General features: G+C 62.9%; 13 protein-coding genes and 1 pseudogene. 11 read left to right on the top strand and 3 right to left on the bottom strand.

Annotated features, from left to right (window positions below; all coding sequences use genetic code 11):
* The first annotated feature begins 46 nt into the window (after nt 1–46).
* The 5 genes from FJ949_RS26845 to FJ949_RS26825 all read left to right on the top strand — a co-directional run bounded on the left by FJ949_RS26845 (nt 47) and on the right by FJ949_RS26825 (nt 5,356).
* The gene (locus tag FJ949_RS26845) at nt 47–1,129 is read left to right on the top strand and encodes an amidohydrolase family protein (protein ID WP_140500737.1); all 1,083 of its coding nucleotides are present in this window, start codon (nt 47–49) and stop codon (nt 1,127–1,129) included.
* Between the two features lie 9 nt (nt 1,130–1,138).
* The gene (locus tag FJ949_RS26840; RefSeq protein WP_140500687.1) at nt 1,139–1,492 is read left to right on the top strand and encodes a Rieske (2Fe-2S) protein; all 354 of its coding nucleotides are present in this window, start codon (nt 1,139–1,141) and stop codon (nt 1,490–1,492) included.
* 120 nt (nt 1,493–1,612) lie between these two features.
* On the top strand, nt 1,613–2,626 hold the full coding sequence (locus FJ949_RS26835; protein ID WP_140500686.1) for a glycine betaine ABC transporter substrate-binding protein: 1,014 nt from the start codon (nt 1,613–1,615) through the stop codon (nt 2,624–2,626).
* Nucleotides 2,627–2,751: 125 nt separating this feature from the next.
* Entirely contained in the window at nt 2,752–3,843 is a 1,092-nt protein-coding gene (locus tag FJ949_RS26830; RefSeq protein ID WP_140500736.1) for a betaine/proline/choline family ABC transporter ATP-binding protein, read from the top strand.
* Nucleotides 3,830–5,356 carry an ABC transporter permease subunit gene (locus FJ949_RS26825; protein ID WP_210241501.1) on the top strand — a complete coding sequence of 509 codons (1,527 nt, stop codon included), beginning with the start codon at nt 3,830–3,832 and terminating at the stop codon, nt 5,354–5,356. The genes FJ949_RS26830 and FJ949_RS26825 overlap by 14 nt, the downstream gene beginning before the upstream one ends.
* Before the next feature lie 80 nt (nt 5,357–5,436).
* On the opposite strand, the gene FJ949_RS26820 is transcribed toward FJ949_RS26825, so the two are convergent.
* Genes FJ949_RS26820 through FJ949_RS26810 form a run of 3 tightly spaced genes read right to left on the bottom strand, consistent with a single transcriptional unit; the run spans nt 5,437 to nt 11,917 of the window.
* Entirely contained in the window at nt 5,437–6,993 is a 1,557-nt protein-coding gene (locus tag FJ949_RS26820) for a trimethylamine methyltransferase family protein (protein ID WP_224618847.1), read from the bottom strand.
* A 14-nt stretch (nt 6,994–7,007) separates the two neighbouring features.
* A complete protein-coding gene (locus tag FJ949_RS26815) occupies nt 7,008–9,473 on the bottom strand; it encodes an FAD-dependent oxidoreductase (RefSeq protein ID WP_140500685.1) in 2,466 nt (821 codons plus the stop codon).
* Nucleotides 9,470–11,917 carry an FAD-dependent oxidoreductase gene (locus tag FJ949_RS26810; RefSeq protein ID WP_140500684.1) on the bottom strand — a complete coding sequence of 816 codons (2,448 nt, stop codon included), beginning with the start codon at nt 11,915–11,917 and terminating at the stop codon, nt 9,470–9,472. The genes FJ949_RS26815 and FJ949_RS26810 overlap by 4 nt, the downstream gene beginning before the upstream one ends.
* A 119-nt stretch (nt 11,918–12,036) precedes the next feature.
* Between FJ949_RS26810 and FJ949_RS26805 the strand changes: the two genes are divergently transcribed.
* The 6 genes and pseudogenes from FJ949_RS26805 (at nt 12,037) to FJ949_RS26785 (ending at nt 18,124) form a co-directional block, all read left to right on the top strand.
* Entirely contained in the window at nt 12,037–13,014 is a 978-nt protein-coding gene (locus tag FJ949_RS26805; RefSeq protein ID WP_140500683.1) for a LysR family transcriptional regulator, read from the top strand.
* A gap of 97 nt (nt 13,015–13,111) precedes the next feature.
* Complete coding sequence (locus FJ949_RS26800) at nt 13,112–14,443, top strand: aspartate aminotransferase family protein (RefSeq protein WP_140500682.1); 1,332 nt, start codon at nt 13,112–13,114, stop codon at nt 14,441–14,443.
* 154 nt (nt 14,444–14,597) lie between these two features.
* Nucleotides 14,598–14,708 (top strand): annotated as a pseudogene (locus FJ949_RS30910) (integrase); the annotation flags it as partial.
* Between the two features lie 223 nt (nt 14,709–14,931).
* Nucleotides 14,932–16,413 carry a PLP-dependent aminotransferase family protein gene (locus tag FJ949_RS26795; RefSeq protein WP_140500681.1) on the top strand — a complete coding sequence of 494 codons (1,482 nt, stop codon included), beginning with the start codon at nt 14,932–14,934 and terminating at the stop codon, nt 16,411–16,413.
* Nucleotides 16,414–16,542: 129 nt separating this feature from the next.
* Entirely contained in the window at nt 16,543–17,307 is a 765-nt protein-coding gene (locus FJ949_RS26790; RefSeq protein ID WP_140500680.1) for an ATP-binding cassette domain-containing protein, read from the top strand.
* A 25-nt stretch (nt 17,308–17,332) separates the two neighbouring features.
* Nucleotides 17,333–18,124 carry a transporter substrate-binding domain-containing protein gene (locus FJ949_RS26785; protein ID WP_181172169.1) on the top strand — a complete coding sequence of 264 codons (792 nt, stop codon included), beginning with the start codon at nt 17,333–17,335 and terminating at the stop codon, nt 18,122–18,124.
* Nucleotides 18,125–18,142 lie beyond the last annotated feature (18 nt).

The raw sequence follows: 18,142 nt of genomic DNA, 5'->3' as shown, positions 1-18,142 counted from the left end.
AGAAGCCACGGCGTCAGTGACGGCCGCATCAAAGGAAGAGGGAAAAATGTTCATAGTCGATTGCGATTGCCACAACTATTGGTCCAACGCGACGGTGCTGGAGCCCTACCTGTCCGGTGTCTGGAAAGACATGTTCATCGAGGGCGAGAAGACCGGCCCGGTCGGCGCTTTTCCGCACGGCCATCGCCCCTGGTTTCATCCGCAGGATTTCTCCCGCAAGGATGTGCGACCGAAGGTGGAGGCGGACAACTACCTGATCATGAAGGAGAAGCACCTCGATAAATACAATGTCGGAGTGGCAATCCTAACTGGCGACGAGCCCATCGAAGCGTCGACACTGGCAAATCCCTATTACGCTAGCGCGCTGGTAAGCGCCTACAACGACTACCAGATCAATGAATGGCTGCCGAAAGACAGCCGCTTCATGGGCTCCATCATCATCGCACCGCAAGACCCGCGCCTTGCGGCGGCGGAGATCCGGCGCCTCGGCGAGCATCCCCGGATGGCGCAAGTTCTGGCCTCCCAAGGCTCTGTGCGGCCGTATGGCGACCCGTTCTATCACCCGATCTTCGAGGCCTGTGCCGAGGTCGGTTTGCCGTTCGCCATACATCTTGGTGGACATGGCGGCATCAACTGGAACGCTGTCGCGCCAGCGCCCACCACTTTCTTCTGGGAGACCCATGCGATCCTGCACATGTCGGCCATGTCGCATGTGGCAAGCATGATTGCGCATGGCGTTTTTGAGAAATGGCCGGACCTCTACTTCGTGATCATCGAGTGCGGCGTCGCCTGGGTCCCGTCGGTCCTGTGGCGCCTGGATGCCGACTACAAAGCACTGCGAAAAGAGACGCCATGGCTGAAAATGCTGCCGTCGGAATATTGCCGGCGCAACATCCGCTTTTCCACCCAACCGCTGGAGCAGCCTTCGAATGTCAACCACCTCTGGGCGATCCTGGAGGCCATGGACGGGGAGAACACGCTGCTTTTTGCGTCCGACTACCCCCATTGGGACTACGATGACGTCAACACTTTGCACATCCCGCCGGAATGGCGCCGCAAGGTGCTCGGCCAGAATGCGCTGGACGTTTACAAGCGCATTCCCCGCCCGCAAGCCGCTGCTGCAGCGTGACGACCTGACATGGCTGAGAAGACTTATATTTGTCGCGCCGACGAGATCCAGGTCGGAACGCCGTTCATCGCCAAGGTGCGCAGCCTGTCGATCGGCGTGTTCCGGATCGGCGATAGTTTCCATGCGCTGCTGAATGTATGCCCGCATCGAGGGGCCCCCCTTTGTGAGGGACCGCAATGCGGAACGACTGCTCCCGTCGAGCGAGCCGAATTCATCTATCACCGTGAGAATGAAATCGTTCGCTGTGCCTGGCATGGGTGGGAATTCGACATCAGGTCGGGCGCAGCATTGGTCAACCCGTCCGTTCGCGCGAGGACGTTCCCAGTCTCCGTCGAGGCAGGGAGCATATACGTGACGGCCTGAGCATGGAGACACCCTCTGCCTACAGAGCGGGTATCGGAATCTCAACGACCGCCTTATGCGCTTCATCGTTTTTGCTAATGCGGCACAATTTGGGATGGATTGCCTGCACGTTTCGCTAACTTGACCAATAAGCTGAGAAAAATCAGCGCAACTCAACTGGGGAACGATATGAAAAACCGACTTCTTGCACCATCTCTCGGCGTTCTATTGTTGGCGCCGGTATCGTCGGCGTTCGGTGCAGACGTGACTATGCCGGATCCAAACTATGCTACCGCAACGGCGGTCATGAACGTCATCAAGAACGCGGCCGAACAGGAGCTTGGGCTCGACGTTTCCACCGTCACCACCACCGCAGTCCCAGTCATTTGGGAAGCCATGGATCGCAACAAAGGGGAGGTCGACATCTGGCCAGATGTCTGGCTGCCGAACCAGCAGGGCCTGGTAGACAAATATGTCAAAAGCGCCGGCACGGTGAAACTCGCGCAGAACGGCTACGAAGCCAAGCAAGGCTACTGCGTCACCCAGGTCACGATCGACAAATATGGCATCAAGGATGTCGCGGATCTCACCAATCCGGACAACGCCAAGATCTTCGACACCAATGGCGACGGCAAGGGCGAAATCTGGATCGGCGCGTCAGGCTGGCAGTCGACAAACATCGAAAAGGTGCGGGCCCGCGACTATGGATTCGCCGATTTCTTCGATCTCCAGGTGACCGACGAAGCGGTGGCCGCGGCATCGCTCGACCGGGCCGCGAAGGCAGACAAGCCATGGGTCGGCTACTGCTACGGCCCACACCAGAATTTCGCCCGCTACAAGCTTGCCTTTCTCACAGAACCGAAACACGACCCAGCTAAGTTCGTGATGCTGCAGCCGAGCGAGAATCCTCAATGGTTCGAAAAATCGAAAGTGTCGTCGGCATATGCTGACACCACCGTGCACATCGCCTATGCTGCTTCGCTGGCCCAGCGGCAACCGGAACTGACCGCCGCCCTGGATCGGATTACTTTCAATCCGGACGACATCAGCAAATGGGCCTATGCAATCATCGTCGACAAAAAGCCGGCAGGCGATGTGGCGAAGGAATGGATCAAAGCCCACCCCGACGACGTGGCGAAGTGGTTCGGTCATTGAAGTCCAGGGCCGGCATTGCAGGCTCTGAACCGGCCTGCACTGTTGCCCGGCCGCTCAAATCCGTGATCGGACGGGAGCGGTAGACGGTGGACACCGCACCGATCATTGCGCCGGGAGGACCCGGCCTGGCGGACCGCGGAGACGCGGCAAGCCACGGTGCCGCCATCATTTTGAAGGGCGTCTGGAAAATCTTTGGCGCCCGCGCGCCAGAGGCGATTGTGGCGGTTTTGCGCGACGGCCTCGACAAGGACGAAGTGGCCAGGCGCTTCGGATGTGTCGTGGGCGTCGCCAACGTCAACATTTCGGTTCGGCCGGGTGAAATCTTCTGCGTCATGGGCCTGTCGGGCAGTGGCAAATCGACATTGATCCGCCATATAAACCGCCTGCTCGAGCCGTCCGCCGGCGAGATTTTCGTCGACGGTGAAAACGTCATGGCCAAGTCGCCCGCTGAGTTGAGGGCATTGCGGTCTCGCAGGATCGCCATGGTGTTCCAGAGCTTCGGTCTGCTTCCGCATCGCACCGTACGCGACAACGTCGCGCTCCCGCTGGAGATCCAAGCCGCGACCAAGCAGCGGAGATTTGACGCGGCCGAGGCGGCACTTGCCAAGGTGAACCTGTCGGGCTGGGGGGATCGCTACTGCCATGAGCTCTCAGGCGGCATGCAGCAGCGCGTCGGCCTCGCCCGCGCTTTGGCTGCCGATCCAGCGATCCTGCTCATGGACGAGCCATTCAGCGCGCTCGATCCCTTGATAAGGCGGCAACTTCAAGACGAGTTCCTGGCCCTCTCGCGCTCGATGGGAAAGACAGTGATCTTCATCACCCATGACCTCGACGAGGCGATCCGGATCGGCGATCGCATCGCGATCATGAAAGATGGCGTCATCGTCCAGACCGACACGCCCGAGGAGATCGTCACATCTCCGAAGCACGACTATGTCGCGAAATTCGTCGCCGACATCTCGCGCCTGAAGGTGATCACCGCCGGGCGCATCATGGAGTCGGTCGAGAGTTTCAAGAGCCGGTCTCATCCGGAATTGGACGTCGAGCGGTTGCGCAGGGTGGATTCTCGAGAATCCCTGGCCGAACTCGTCGAACTCGCGGCACGGGATGCCGCACCGCTTGCTGTGACAGATCCCGGTAGGTCTGTCGTCGGCATCGTCGACAGGCAGATCCTGCTCGACGGTCTGCGAAAGGGCGAAATCCGTGAACGCCCATGATCCTGTCGCTGTGCAATCGATAGAGCACGCCCAACCGGTAGAGGAAGGACTCGTACGAGAATTCGTCCTCCGCAACCCCGATTACTATATCGATGTGTTCGCCCGCATCCGGCGGGCTTCCGGTGCCGTCTGGCCGTTCAACCTGGCGGCCGCGCTGCTTGGACCGGTGTGGGCCGCTGCCCGAGGCATCACACTTCTGTTCTGGCTCATCTTCTTCCTGGAGACGCTTGCGGTGGTTCAGATCGGCGTCGGCGCGGCTGGCAACCTCGGCGCCGGGGAGCAAGCGCGCGCCGAACGCGTCACCAAGCAGGCACAGGTGCGCGCGGAACAGGCAAAGGCCGCCGAGGCAGCGGGGGCGGACAATGCAGCTGGCCTGAAATCATCAGCGGCCGCTCTGGAGAAAGCTGCCAACACGGCCAGAATGCGGGCCGACGCCGCAAAAGCGAAGGCGCCGGTTGTAATTGGGTCCGGCATTGTCACTTTGCTCTTCGCCAGGTTGATCGCCGGTTTCCTCGCCAACCGGATGCTGGAGCGGCGCTTCGCGCGCTGGCGTTCGAACCCGACGCTTCAGCGCGGGCTCAATCATCCGCTGGCGCTATGCGCCCTTGCCTTCTGCATCGCAGCCTATGGGCTTTCGGTCTATCGCTTCGCCGCGCCGACACCAGCCGTCTGGCTGACTGCCGCGCCCTCGAATCGCGAGTGGCAGGCCGCGTTGTCATCGGGTCTGGACAGCCTGATGGGAGCGGTGTCGCATCTCGGGGAGGGCTTTTTCGGCGGCATCACAGGCGCAATATCGTTGGTGCTCGATGCCTTGGCCTATGGACTGACGGGCATGCCCTGGCCAGTGACGATGGCGATCATTCTAGCCCTGGCCTGGCAACTGGCGGGGCCGCGCGTAGCCATCTTCACCGCGGCTGCGCTCGCCTATCTTGCCGTGCTTGGCTTTTGGGAAAAGAGCCTGGAAACAGTCGCCCTGTTGGGCACATCGGCCATTATCTGCCTCGCGATAGGAATTCCGCTTGGGATATGGTGCGGACGCCGACCGCGCGTCTATGCCGCCGTGCGGCCGGTGCTCGACTTCATGCAGACCATGCCGGCATTCGTCTATTTGATCCCGGTGATCGCATTATTCGGCATCGGCAAGCCGCCCGGCGTCATCGCCACGTTGATTTTCGGTACGCCGCCAGTGGTGCGCCTGACCGCGCTCGGCTTGCAGGGCGTCCCGCCGGCCATTAGAGAGGCCGCGCAAGCCTATGGTGCAACAAGATGGTTTCTCCTGACCCGGGTCGATCTCCCGCTAGCGATGCCTTCCATCATGGCCGGCATAAACCAGACCATTTTGATGTGCCTTTCAATGGTGGTCATCGCTTCCCTGATCGGCGCCAAAGGGTTGGGAGAAGATGTCCTCAATGCGCTTCAATACGCAGCTGTCGGGCAGGGACTGCTTGCGGGCTTCGCCATACTTCTCTGCGCCATGATCATCGACCGTATCGTGCAAGGACGAACCAGATAAAGCCGTTTGGGAACGATCTTCTCGCGGAGCTCGGCCGGTCAACATTCCACGAACGGGCCATCAAAGATGCGGTACCGGCTCTAGAAATAAGCCTGGTCCGGCTCGCTGGCCTTGCGGTTGGCGATGAAGGCCTGGAGCGCTTCGTCGATCGCCGGATCGAGCCCCGGATCCTGGTAGTCGTCGAGCAGCCTCTTCCATTGCCGGTTGGCGCGTTGCGCGGCGTCGAGCCGGCCGTCCTCGTTCCATTGCTCGAAGGAATTGTTGTCGCTGCTGGTGGAGCGATAGAAGGCCGAGAGGAAATTGGACTGCGTATGCGCACTGCCCAGGAAATGCGATCCCGGCCCGACCGCTTCGATCGCCTCCATCGCCTGCGCATTGAGCGACAGATCGATGCCTTCGAACAGGCTGGCGACCTTGCCGCAGAGATCGGCGTCGATGACCGTCTTTTCGAAACCGGTGACCAGTCCGCCCTCGAGCCAGCCGGTGGCGTGGTTGATCACGTTGGCGCCGGCAAACATCGACATCAATATGCCCCATGTCGCTTCCTGCTCGGCCTGTGCGTCGGGAAGCTTTGAGGCCGACAGCGAACCGACGGTGTGGAACGGAACGCCGACGCGACGCGCCAACTGCCCGCAGGCGAGCACCATCTTGCCCGCTTCCGGCGTCCCGAAGGTCGGCGCTCCACTCTGCATCGAGATCGTGCTGGCAAAGCTTCCCATCAGGCAGGGCGCGCCGGGGTTGATCAGCTGTACGAGGCTGAGACAGGCGAGCGCCTCGGCCAGCACCTGCGCCAGCGTGCCGGCGACCGTGCACGGGCTCATCGCGCCGGCCAGCGTCCATGGCGTGCAGGCGACCGGCTGGTTGTTGCGGGCGCAGACCTTCAGCGAACCCGACATGTTGGCGTCGAGCACCAGCGGCGCATTGGTGTTGGAGACGTTGTAGAGCACAGCGTTGTTGGCGACGAACTCCTCGCCGAAGACGATCTTGGCCATGTCAACCGCGTCCTGTGCTCGCCTCGAACCGATGAACGCGCCCATGAAGGCACGGTCCGAATGGCGGATGTGGGTGTAGAGCATGTCGAGATGACGCTTGTTGGCCGGCAGGTCGACAGGCTCGCAAACGACGCCGCCCGAATGATGCAGATGCGGGATCATCTGATGGATCTTCACCAGATCGCGGAAGTCCGCGATCGTGGCGTAGCGCCGTCCGCGATCGAGATCGTGGACGAAGGGCGGCCCCCACGACGGACACAGCACGGTGTTGTCGCCGCCGATCACCACCGTGTTGGCCGGGTTGCGGGCGTGCTGCTTGAATTGCGAAGGCGCGGTGGCGCGGACGATCTTGCGGCACATGCCGGGCTCGAAGCGAACCCTGGTGCCCTGCACGTCGGCGCCTGCATCGCGAAAGATGTCGAGGATCTCGGGATCGTCATGGAACTCCATGCCGACCTCCTTGAGCAGCCGGTCGGCATTCGCCTCGATCAGGCTCAGGCCTTCCTCGTCGAGGATATTGAACGTGCCGATCCGCCGGCTGATGTAGGGACGCCGCGGCGCCTGCTGGGCCAGGCGCTGGCCTTGCCTTCCCGCTCGGCCCCCGCTTCGTGGCGCTGGAGCGTCGATCATCGCGTCCTTGTCCATTGTCGTCTCCGTGATCAGGCAGGCATGAAGGCGGCCGGCGCATCGGCCTGAAGGCCGCGCAGCCGCAGATTGTCCGGATCGTAAGGCGCTTTCTTCAGCTCCCGCGCCGTCAGTTCCCTGCCGAGGATCGAGACGGTCAGGCCTTCAGCCGCAACACCGGGTCGCAGATAGGCGAGCGCAACGGTCTTGCCGGTCCGGAAGCCGTGGCTGCCGGAGGAAACGATCCCGACCGGGCGCCCCGCCTGCATCACGGCATGGGCGTAAAACGGCAGTCGCTCGCCGTCGTCGTCGATTTCGAGCAGCACCATGGACCAGGCGTTTTCGCCGATGCGCTCCAGCATCGCCTCACGGCCGACGAACGTCCGGTTGTCAGTCTTGACCAGCGCACCCAGCCCAGCCTCCAGCGGCGTACGTTCGGTGGTCAGGTCGGCGCCCCAAGCACGATAACCTTTTTCCAACCGCATCGCGTTGAGCGCGTAGATGCCGAACGGACGCAGGTCGAACTGCGTTCCGACCTTGGTGATCGCTTCGTAGAGCTTGCCGAACTGCGCCAACTGAACGTGCAGTTCCCATCCGATCTCACCGGCATAAGAGACCCGGAGCGCTGCCGTCTTGATGCCGGCCACGCGGATGATCTGCGCGGAAAGCCAGGGGAATGCAGCATTCGATAGATCGGCTTCGCAGATCTTTCCCAAGAGGTCACGGGCACGCGGCCCCATCACGCCGAGCACGCCGCGCCTCTCGGTGACGTTGTCGATCGTCACACCTGGAAACGCTGCGGCGCGTGAGCGTAGCAGACCTTCGTCATGTCGCTCCGCAAGTGCTGCGCTGGTCAAGTAGAACCCATCGTCGCCGAGTCGGGTCACGGTAAATTCCGACGCCACGCCGCCCTTTGCCGCCAGCGCGTGAATGAGCCCGATGCGGCCGTGACGTTCCGGTGGTCGGTTGGCGCCGAGCGAAGCCATGAAGGCGCTGGCGCCTGGTCCGCCGATCTCGAATTTGGAGAAGGCCGAAAGGTCGATGGCGCCGACGCTGGCCTGCACGTCACGGCACTCGCCGCGCACCGCGTCGAACCAGCCGGGCTTGCGGAAGGTCAGTGGCGGGTCACGGTCGGCGCCGTTGGCAGCGAACCAGTTCGGCCGCTCCCAGCCATAGGCGGCGCCCAGCACTGCCCCCTGGCTTCTCTGAAGTTCGAGCGCCGGCGTCGTGCGGCGCGGGCGGCCGGCCTCGCGTTCCTCGTTGGGATAGTGGATGCCGAATTGCAGGCCGAACCCTTCCACCGCCTTGTCGATGCGATAGTCGCGGTCGGCATAATTGCCGAAGCGGCGTGGGTCGATGGCAAGCGCATCCATTGGCGGTGATCCGTCGACGATCCAGTCGGCGAGAAAGCGACCGGCGCCGCCGCCTTCCATCACGCCCATGCTTGAGCCGGTGAGCAGCCAGGCATTGCCGAGGCCGAATGCCGGACCGACCAGCGGATTGGCATCCGGCGTGAAGGTGATCGGCCCGTTGACCACCGTCTTGATGCCGGCATTGGCGAGTGCCGGGACACGCTCCATCGCCAGCGCGATGATGTGCTCGACCCGATCCAGGTCGGGCGGCAGCAAGTCCATGCCGAATTCTGGTGGCACGCCATCGACCGCCCAGGGGTGAGCCGACTTTTCATAGGGGCCGACGATAAAGCCGTCGCGCTCCTGGCGCAGATACCAGCTTTCTTCCGGATCGCGGATGATCGGCAGTTCCTTGGCGCCGGCGGCGATCCGGTCGGCAATCTCGGGGACGGTATCGGTCACGACATATTGGTGCAGCATCGGCACCACGGGCAGGTCGAGCCCCATCATGGCGCCAATCTCGCGGCACCATGTGCCGGCCGCGTTCACCACATGCTCCGCGACAATGTCACCCTGTTGTGTGCGGACCAGCCACTCGCCCGATGGCTTGCGCTCGATTGCCAGGACCGGATTGTGGCGCACGATCTCGGCGCCGCGCGAGCGCGCGCCGCTGGCCATTGCGTTGGTCGCCAGCGTCGGATCGACATGACCGTCATTGGGCTCGTAGATCGCGCCTATGATGCCGTCGGTATGGCAGAGCGGATAGATCTGCTTGAGCTCATCGGGACTGAGAATGTGGAAGTCATGGCCGACGAACCGGCCAAGCCCCTGCACATGGCGGAATTCGTCCATGCGCTCCGGCGAGCGCGTAATGCGCAATGCGCCGCTTGGGTGGAAACCTGTCGGCAACCCGGTCTCGGCGGTCAGGATTTCGCGATAGAGCCGCACCGAATGCGCGCGCATCTCCATGATCGTCGCATTGTGGGCGAAATGCGTGCAGAGCCCGGCGGCGTGCCAGGTCGAGCCTGCTGTCAGCTCCTGCCTCTCGACGAGCATGACATCGCTCCAGCCGCGCTTGGCCAGGTGATAGAGCAGCGACACGCCCATGGCGCCGCCGCCGATAACGACCACGCGGGCCTGTTGTCTCATGAATTTTCCTCCGCGCTTACGCGCATGCGCGATCCGGTTGGGTCATAGGGTGGCTTGTCGAGTGGGCGCAGCCTGTAGCGCGCACCGGCCACCGCGATCTGGTAGTCGCAGGCAAGCAGCTGCGTTTTCGTCTCGCCTGGATCACAGGCAACGTAGCCCAGGCAAAGGCTGAGCCCCGTGCGAACGCCGAGGCCACCTGACGTCGTCAACCCGGCAAGTTTGCCGTCGCGATAGATCGGTTCGTCATGCAGCAGAAGCGGATTGTCGCCGTCGACGGCGAAATGCATGAGCCGGCGCTTCAGGCCATCGGCCTTCTGCTTCAGCAGGGCATCGCGGCCGATGAAATCATCCCTCTTCCAGGACACCGCGAAGGACAGGCCCGCCTCCAGCGGCGTGTCCTTCGGCCCGATATCATGGCCCCAATGGCGATAGCCCTTTTCCAACCGGCAGCCATCCAGCGCGTAGTGGCCACAAAAGGTCAGGCCATGGGCGCCGCCCGCTGAGACGATCATGGCAAGCAGGCTCTCGCCGTGTTCGACCGGCACATAAAGCTCGAAGCCGAGCTCGCCGACAAAGCTGACTCGGGTCGCCCGCACATTCGCGGTGCCGATGTCGATGCGGCGCGAAGTCGAGAACGGGAAGGCTGCGTCCGAAAGATCGACGTCGGTCAGGCTCTGCAGCAGCGCCCGCGAATTCGGCCCCATGACCCCGAGAACGGCCTCTGCGGACGTGGCGTCGAAGACCGAGACGTTGAGACCAAGATCCTCAGCATGGCGCGCGATCCAGTCAAAATCTTTCTGTCTGGTCGCGGCACCTGAAATAACCCGGAAGCCGTGCTCGTCGACTCGCGTGACCGTCACATCGGCCTCGATGCCGCCGCGTGCGTTGAGCATCTGCGTATAGACGGCGCGGCCTTCGGGCCTGTCGACGTCCCCCGCGCACAGGCTTTGCATCAGCTGGATCGCGTCGCGTCCACGCACATCGATCTTGGTGAAGGGCGAAAGCTCGAACAGGCCAACGCCTTGCGCCATTCGCTCGGCTTCGGCCCTGGCCGGGCTCCACCATTTCTGAGCGCCGACGGAATAGCCGCGCGTCTCCGTGCCGCCGAACCAGAGCGGTCGCTCCCAGCCGGTCGGCGCGCCGAACACAGCACCCGCTTCGGCGAACGTACGGTGAAAGGCGGAACGCCGCACGTCGCGCCCGGCGGCGGCCTGCTTGTAAGGCCAATGCATGCGGAAGAGGTCGGCAACCGCTTCCTCCATCCTGGCGCCGACGAAAGAGCGCGCCGCGGCGGCGCGGTCGAAGCGGGCGATGTCAAGCGCCCACAGATCGAGGCTGGGCTCGCCGTCGACGATCCATTCGGCCATGGCCTTGCCGGCGCCGGCCGACGACATCATGCCTGTCGAGTTGAAGCCGGCGGCGACATAGAAGCCGCGCAGATAGGGCGACTCGCCCATCAGCGGCCGCGTGTCGGGGGTAAAACTCTCCGGGCCATTCATGAAGTGCCTGATGCCGGTCTGCGACAGCGCCGGCAGGAGTTTCAGTCCGGCCGACATGAAAGGCTCGAACTGCTCCCAATCCTCGGGCAGTTCGAGGAATGGCCTGTCGCCAGCCGGTCCGCGAACATCGAAGAGCTTGGCGTTCGGCTCGAAGCCGCCCAACACCAGCTTGCCGGAATCGCCCTTGATGTAGATGCCTTCGTCGAGGTCGCGCAGGATGGGAAACGGATCCTGCAGACCGGCGATCGGCTCCGTCACGACATACATGTGCTCGACGGCCTGCAGCGGCACAGGAACGCCGGCGTGCGCGCCGATATCGCGCGCCCAGGCGCCGGCACAGTTGACGACGGTCTCGCAATCGATGGTGACGCCGGAGGCCAGCTTGACGCCAGCGACCCGGCCGTTGCGGGTCACGATGCCCGAACAGGCTAACCCCTCGAGGATGCGGATACCGGCGGCGCGGGCCCGTTTTGCATAGGCCGCACAGATATCAACTGGATTGGCCTGGCCGTCTTCCTCGACCCACAGCGCGCCCTCGACGCCATCGGTGACGATGCCGCGCACGTGCTCGGCCACGCCCGCCTGATCGACAATCTCAACGGTGAGGCCGCAGACATCGCCCAAATGCGCGATGCGCTTCAGTTCGTCCATGCGCTCCGCACGTCGCGCCAGCCACAGGCCGCCGGTGCGGCGGTAGCCGGACGCCTGGCCCGTCACTTTCTCGAGGCGTGGAAACAGCTCGGTCGCATATTGCGCCAGCCTTGTCAGGTTGAGGCTGGCGCGTAACGGACCGACGATTCCGGCGGCGTGCCAGGATGTGCCGCTGGTCAGTTGGTGGCGCTCCAGAAGGACGACATCGCTCACGCCCAGTTCGGCAAGGTGATAGGCTATGCCGAGGCCAATGACACCGCCGCCAATGATCACGATGCGTGCGCTGCCATTCACCTTGTGGGATACCTTCGCTGGATTGGAACAGCGCGATCTTTTCCCGCTAAACCACTTGCGTTCAACCCAAATTTCGCAACATTAGGAAAACTTATGATGCTTCACGGGCGGAGTTGCGGGTGAAGAGCGGCAGTTTCGATTTCAACCTTTTCCGATCGATCGAGGTTTTCGTCGCCATCGTCGAGACCAGGCACGTCACCCAAGCGGCACAGATGCTGGGCATGACGCAATCGGCCGCTTCGCAGCACCTGAAGAACCTGGAAAGCGCGCTCGGCGTCAGCCTGATCGATCGCAATTTGCGGCCGATCGAGCTCACCAAAGCCGGCATCGCGCTGCATCGCCGCGCCGTTGCCATACTCGCCGAGGTCGAGGGCCTGCGCACCGACGCGCGCCGCGTCAATGCAGCACCGCTGCCGCTGTTGCGCATCGCGCTTCTGGCGTCGATCGCGACCACGCTGGCGCCGGCGCTTTCGGTCCTTGCCCGCAAGGGTTTCGGCATTCCCGAGCTCAGCCTGTTCGCGGGTTTGGCGACCGACCACGTCGCCTTGCTGCGGGCCCGCCGCGCCGACCTCGCCGTCACCTCCGGCGAGCTGTTCGAGATCGAGGGACTGACGCGTTATCCTGTGATGACCGAAAAATTCCTGCTGGTGACGCCAAAGGGTTTTGCCGGCGATGTCGGTGACATCGTCAAGCTCTCCAAGAAGCTCGCCTTCGTGCGCTTCTCGCGCGAGACGCCGGTTGGCCTGCGCGTCGACCAGCATCTGAGCCGCCTGCGCATCGAGATCCCGCGTGCCATGGAAGGTGACCGCTCCAGCGTGGTGATGGCGCCGGTCGCGGCCGGCATGGGCTTTGCGATCCTGACGCCGACCCTGCTCATCGACGGGCTGGCGGAGGGTATGGAGATTGACGTCCATCCCTTGCCGTTCACCGGGCTGTCGCGCAACATCCTTCTGGTCGCGCGCGAGCGGGAGCTCGGAAACCTCCCCGAGGCTTTCGCCACGCGTACCGCGGAAGTGCTGACCAACGCGATCAGCACCCGCCTGCCTGGCCTTCCCGCCGACTGCTATGCCGTCGATCGCCCCTCGTCGCATGACTAATCAACTCCATCAGTTATCCTGATAAGGAGGTTTGGCGGTGTGCGCGCCGCGCATTCCGTGTTTTCAATCCAGGAGTTCGCAACACGGGAGACACGGCATGAACGCTCCGCACGTCCATTCCAACCTGGACATCGACTGGTCGACCGAGGCCATCGTCGATCGGCGGAACCGCTTCTATTCGGCCACGCAGCGCAAGTTCGTTCCTTACAAGGACCCGCTGATCCTCAAGCGCGGCAAGGGCCAGTATGTCTGGGACGAGAAGGATCGTAAATACATCGACCTGCTCGGCATGAACCTTTGCATCTCGGTCGGCCACGCGCATCCGCAGGTGGTCAAGGCGGCCACCGAGCAACTGGCGGAACTGACGCATTGCACGACGATGTTCTACCACCCGGTTCCGGCTCAGTACGCGGAGGAACTGGTGGCAACGATGCCGGCCGGTCACGATTGGGTCGTACATTTCACCAACAGCGGGGCCGAAGCGATCGATCTTGCGCTGCTGATGGCGCGCTCGCATACCGGCAACATCGACATGCTGGCGCTTGCCTCGAGCTATCACGGCGCCACTTTCGGCGCGCAGTCGGTGACCGGGATAGCGGGTTTTCGCCATCCCGTGCCCCAGCTTGGCGGGGTCACTTTCGTGGCCGAGCCCAACCAGTATCGCGGCATTCATGGCGAAGGCTTGCAGCCCTATCTCGACGAGGTCGAGCGCGCCATAGCGAGTTCAACCAGCGGCGGGCTGGCCGGCATGATTATCGAGCCGGTGCAGGGCTATGGCGGCATCGTGCCGATGCCGCCGGGCTACATTGCCGGCGCTGTCGAGCGTGTCCGCGCGGCCGGCGGTCTCTGTATCATTGATGAAGTGCAATCCGGTGTCGCCCGAACCGGCGATGCCTTCTGGGCGTTTGAATCCCATGGCATTGTGCCCGATATCGTCGTCATCGCCAAAGGTGTGGGCAACGGCATCCCGCTCGGCGCGGTCATCGCCAAGCGAGATGTCGCTGAATCCATGGCCGATAAATTTCTGTTCCACACCTATGGCGCCAATCCGGTGGCATGCGCGGCCGGCCGAGCCGTGCTAAAGGTCATAAAAGAGGAACGACTCCAGGAGAACGCCCGGGATGTTGGCGCGGTGCTCAAGGGTCGCCTTAACGACATGAAGGAGCGCTTTCCAATCATCGGCGATATCAGGGGCCGTGGGCTTATGCTTGCGATCGAACTCGTCAAGGACGGCGCGACGAAAGAGCCGGCGCCGGAGGAGACGCTCGCCATTTTCGAGGAAACGCGCCGCAACGGGCTCGTCGCCAGCCGCTCGGGACCGTACCGCAATGTCATCCGCATGTGTCCGCCGCTTTGCTTGGCAATGTCCGATATCGAGGATGTCGTCGACCGCTTCGAAAAAAGCTTTGCGGCATTCAGCGGTCAATAACGGTTCCTGTGCTCGGAGGGGCACAAACCTTTGGCGGCGGCTGAGCAGCAGAGAGAATCATTCGGAAAGGACCGGGCCCGCCCAAACCGGCTCTGTCGACGTGCGGAGGCTGAGCTGTCAGAAACATGCTTGTTGGATTGAGGTCAGTTATCCTCTGGGAGCCATCCAGTCTTTGCTCGGTCATAGCAAGATCGTGAACACGGTCCGCTATCTGGGAGTCGATGTAGAAGATGCTCTCGAACTTGCCGAGGCAACTGAGGTGTGATCAAGAGCGGCTCCACTTCACGAGTGGAGCCGTGAACAATTTGCGCGTGCATCTCGGCCATTTGGTGAACGCTGCCAGTGGCTGAAAGCTGGCATTCGACGCATGCAGAGAAGGCTTTCTGCTCATCGTTCGTCATGTGATAGGGTGATTTCAATTCGATAGGAAGATCATCCTTATGGCTGCGTCGCCGCTCGTGAGGTCCCGCCGTAGCCGGTGAACAGACATGCACGCTTTCAACTATCCGAGCTGGAACAGGATCGTCTTCGACCGCAGCCGTGGCACGCCGTTGAACGAGCAACTTTTCGAGCAGTTACGCCGCTGGATACGGGATGGCATCGTGGCGCCAGGAGCGCGCCTGCCGCCAAGCCGCGTCATGGCCGAGGAACTCGGGCTCTCGCGCAACACCGTTGTCCTCGCCTATGAGCGACTTGCCACGGAGGGCTATGTCGCACGTCGGATCGGCGCCGGCACCTTCGTCGAAACCATGCTGCCGGAAGACAATCACCCCCGAGCCGAGACGGCGGTCATACCGGTGTCAGGTCCAAATGCGCTCCCGGCACCCTCGCGCCGCGGCCAGGCGCTGCTCGACATGAACCTGCCAGCCGAACGCATCGAGACCTACGATCTCAGCGCCGGCGTGCCGGCGCTGAACGAGTTCCCCTATGACGAGTTCGCTCAGATCGCTAGCCGCCGCTGGCGCGAGCACGCCAGCGCCCACACCGGCTATGACTATTCGCGCGGCGCGCCACTGCTGGCCACCCGCATCGCGGGCTATCTGGCGGAGGCTAAAGCGATCAACTGTCGTCCCGAACAGATCATCGTCATCGGCAATACGCTGCAAGCGGCCGCTCTCGCGTCTCATGTTCTGCTCGACCGCGGCGACACCGTTCTGGTCGAGGATCCTTGCCACATGCCCGAGATCGCCACGCTGGAAGCCTTCGGCCTTGTCACCGTTCCCGCCCCGCTCGACAGGCAAGGCTTCGATACAGAAGCCGCCGGCGTGATGGTCCGAGAGGCGCGTATGGCCGTTGTCTCCCCGACCGAGCAATGGCCGTTCGGCTGCACGATGACGTCGGATCGCCGGCAAAAGCTGCTTGATTGGGCGGCGGACCGGCCCGGCTGGATATTCGAGGATGATTCCAATAGCGAGATCCGCTGGTCGGGCGAAGCGCAGACGACGCTCTACGCGCGCGATCCGCGGCGGGTCATCTATGCCGGCTCGTTCAACCGCATGCTGGCGCCCGGCCTGCGGCTCGCCTATTTGATCGCGCCGATGCCGCTGGTCGAGGCGTTCGCCCTCGCCCAGCGTATTTTCTCCTTCTACGCACCGCTACCGGACCAGGCGCTGGTCGCCGACTTCATGGACCAGGGGCGACTCGCCTCGCACCTTCGGCGTATGCGCACCATCTACCGCGATCGCGCCGCCTGCCTGACACAATGCCTGCGCGCAAAGCTGCGAGACGGCTTCGACGTTCCCGACGTTCACGCCGGCCTGCACCTGACCGTCCACGCACGCGAACCGTTTGACGACGTGGCCGTATCGCGAACACTGCTCCAGAAGGGGCTGGACTGCCCACCACTCTCGCGCTACGCACGCCGGGAAACCAAGCCGAGGGGTCTTGTGCTGGGCTTCGGCAACACGTCGGTCCGCCGCATCCCGCGTTGCGTCGACATCCTCGCGCAGACTATCCTCGAACACGGTTGACGACGCATTCACAGCCCACGGGACTGGAATTGGTCCGCTGCCCGTCGGCGAAATTGGCTCTTTGGGCAGCCGCGCTTCCGGGACAATCTCCGTGTCCAGCCGATCGGGAGGCAAGGGCACCAAGTGGACATGGACCAAAACACCGTCCTGCGGGCAAATAACATCCGTAAGAGCTTCGGCGCTCTGGAAGTCTTGAAAGGCGTCGACCTGGTCGCCCATGCCCATGACGTGATCACCATGATCGGCGCCAGCGGGTCGGGCAAGAGCACCTTCCTGCGCTGCATGAATCTTCTGGAAATTCCCGACGCCGGCACGATCGCGGTGGAAGGCGAGGAATTGACGCTGGATCGCAGTTCGGGGCGCGCGAAGCTGAATGCGCGCCAGATCAATCGCATCCGCAGCCGCATCGGCATGGTCTTCCAGAGCTTCAATCTGTGGAGCCAGCGCACCGTGCTCGACAACGTGATGCTTGCACCGATGAAGGTGCTCGGCCTGTCCAAACAGGAGGCCCGGCAGCGAGCCGGGGCCTATCTCGCCAAGGTCGGGCTGTTCGAGAAGCGCGACCACTACCCCGCGCATATTTCCGGCGGCCAGCAGCAGCGCGTCGGCATCGCCCGCGCGCTGGCGATGGAGCCGAAGCTGATGCTGTTCGACGAGCCGACCTCCGCGCTCGACCCGGAACTGGTCGGCGAGGTGCTCTCGGTCATGCGCACGCTCGCCGAAGAAGGACGCACGATGATCGTCGTCACCCATGAAATAGGTTTCGCGCGCGAGATCTCGCGCGAGGTGCTCTTTCTCCACCAGGGCATGGTGGAGGAGCGCGGCCCGCCGGGACAGGTTCTCGGCGATCCGCAATCGGCGCGCTGCCGGGCCTTCCTGCAGCGCGTTCTTTGAACAGGACAAACAACAGGGGAACATGATGAAAAAACTTGTCTTGATGCTTGCGGCCGGCCTCGCCGCCTTCGCCACGCAGGTCTCGGCGCGCGACCTGCGCGTCGGCAGTGAATGCACATACCCGCCGTTCAACTACAAGGACGCGAACGGCGAGTTGCGCGGCTTCGACATCGATGTCGCGAAGGAAGTTGTCAAGCGCCTCGGCGCCGACGCCTCCTTTGTCTGCATGCCTTTCGATTCGCTTATTCCGGGCCTTGTCGCCGGCAAGTTCGATCTTCTCGCCGCGTCGATGTCGATCACCGACGAGCGCAAGAAGAGCATCGACTTTTCGATCCCGTACCGCTCCTCCACCGCCCGGTTCGTCGGTCCGGACGGAAGCGATGCCAAGCCGCTGACGGACGACGGCAAGCCCAACCCCGATGGTCTCAAGGGCAAGACCATCGGGATCGAGCGTGCCTCAACTTACGAGAACTACATGCGAGACAACTTTCCTGAGGCCACGATCCAGCTCTACGACACGGCCGACAACATGCTGCTCGACCTGACCTCCAAGCGGACCGATCTCGTCTTCGCCGGCCCGATCAAGCTCGCCAACGACTTCCTCAACAAGGACCGAGGCAAGGGTTACAAATTCATCGGTCCGGAGATCAAGGACGTGAAGTATTTCGGGCCAGGCGTGGGCATCGGCATGCGCAAGGACGATGCCGGCCTGCGCGACGAGCTCGACAAGGCGATGAAGGCCATGATCGACGACGGCACGTTCAAGACCATCAACGACAAGTACTGGACGTTCAGCGTGCTGCCGGCATCGAACTAGGCCGAGCCGTACGGTTCA

The organism is Mesorhizobium sp. B2-4-1 (assembly GCF_006442185.1).
GTDB lineage: Bacteria > Pseudomonadota > Alphaproteobacteria > Rhizobiales > Rhizobiaceae > Mesorhizobium.
Note: the sequence above shows the minus strand (reverse complement) of the source record. Positions and strands in the feature narration are given on the sequence as shown.

Excerpts from the sequence above, each read along its gene's own strand:
- FJ949_RS26790 (WP_140500680.1), top strand. The coding sequence starts at position 16,543 with ATGGACCAAAACACCGTCCTGCGGGCAAATAACATCCGTAAGAGCTTC.
- FJ949_RS26820 (WP_224618847.1), bottom strand. The coding sequence starts at position 6,993 with ATGGACAAGGACGCGATGATCGACGCTCCAGCGCCACGAAGCGGGGGC.
- FJ949_RS26785 (WP_181172169.1), top strand. The coding sequence starts at position 17,333 with ATGAAAAAACTTGTCTTGATGCTTGCGGCCGGCCTCGCCGCCTTCGCC.
- FJ949_RS26795 (WP_140500681.1), top strand. The coding sequence starts at position 14,932 with ATGCACGCTTTCAACTATCCGAGCTGGAACAGGATCGTCTTCGACCGC.
- FJ949_RS26845 (WP_140500737.1), top strand. The coding sequence starts at position 47 with ATGTTCATAGTCGATTGCGATTGCCACAACTATTGGTCCAACGCGACG.
- FJ949_RS26840 (WP_140500687.1), top strand. The coding sequence starts at position 1,139 with ATGGCTGAGAAGACTTATATTTGTCGCGCCGACGAGATCCAGGTCGGA.
- FJ949_RS26815 (WP_140500685.1), bottom strand. The coding sequence starts at position 9,473 with ATGAGACAACAGGCCCGCGTGGTCGTTATCGGCGGCGGCGCCATGGGC.
- FJ949_RS26800 (WP_140500682.1), top strand. The coding sequence starts at position 13,112 with ATGAACGCTCCGCACGTCCATTCCAACCTGGACATCGACTGGTCGACC.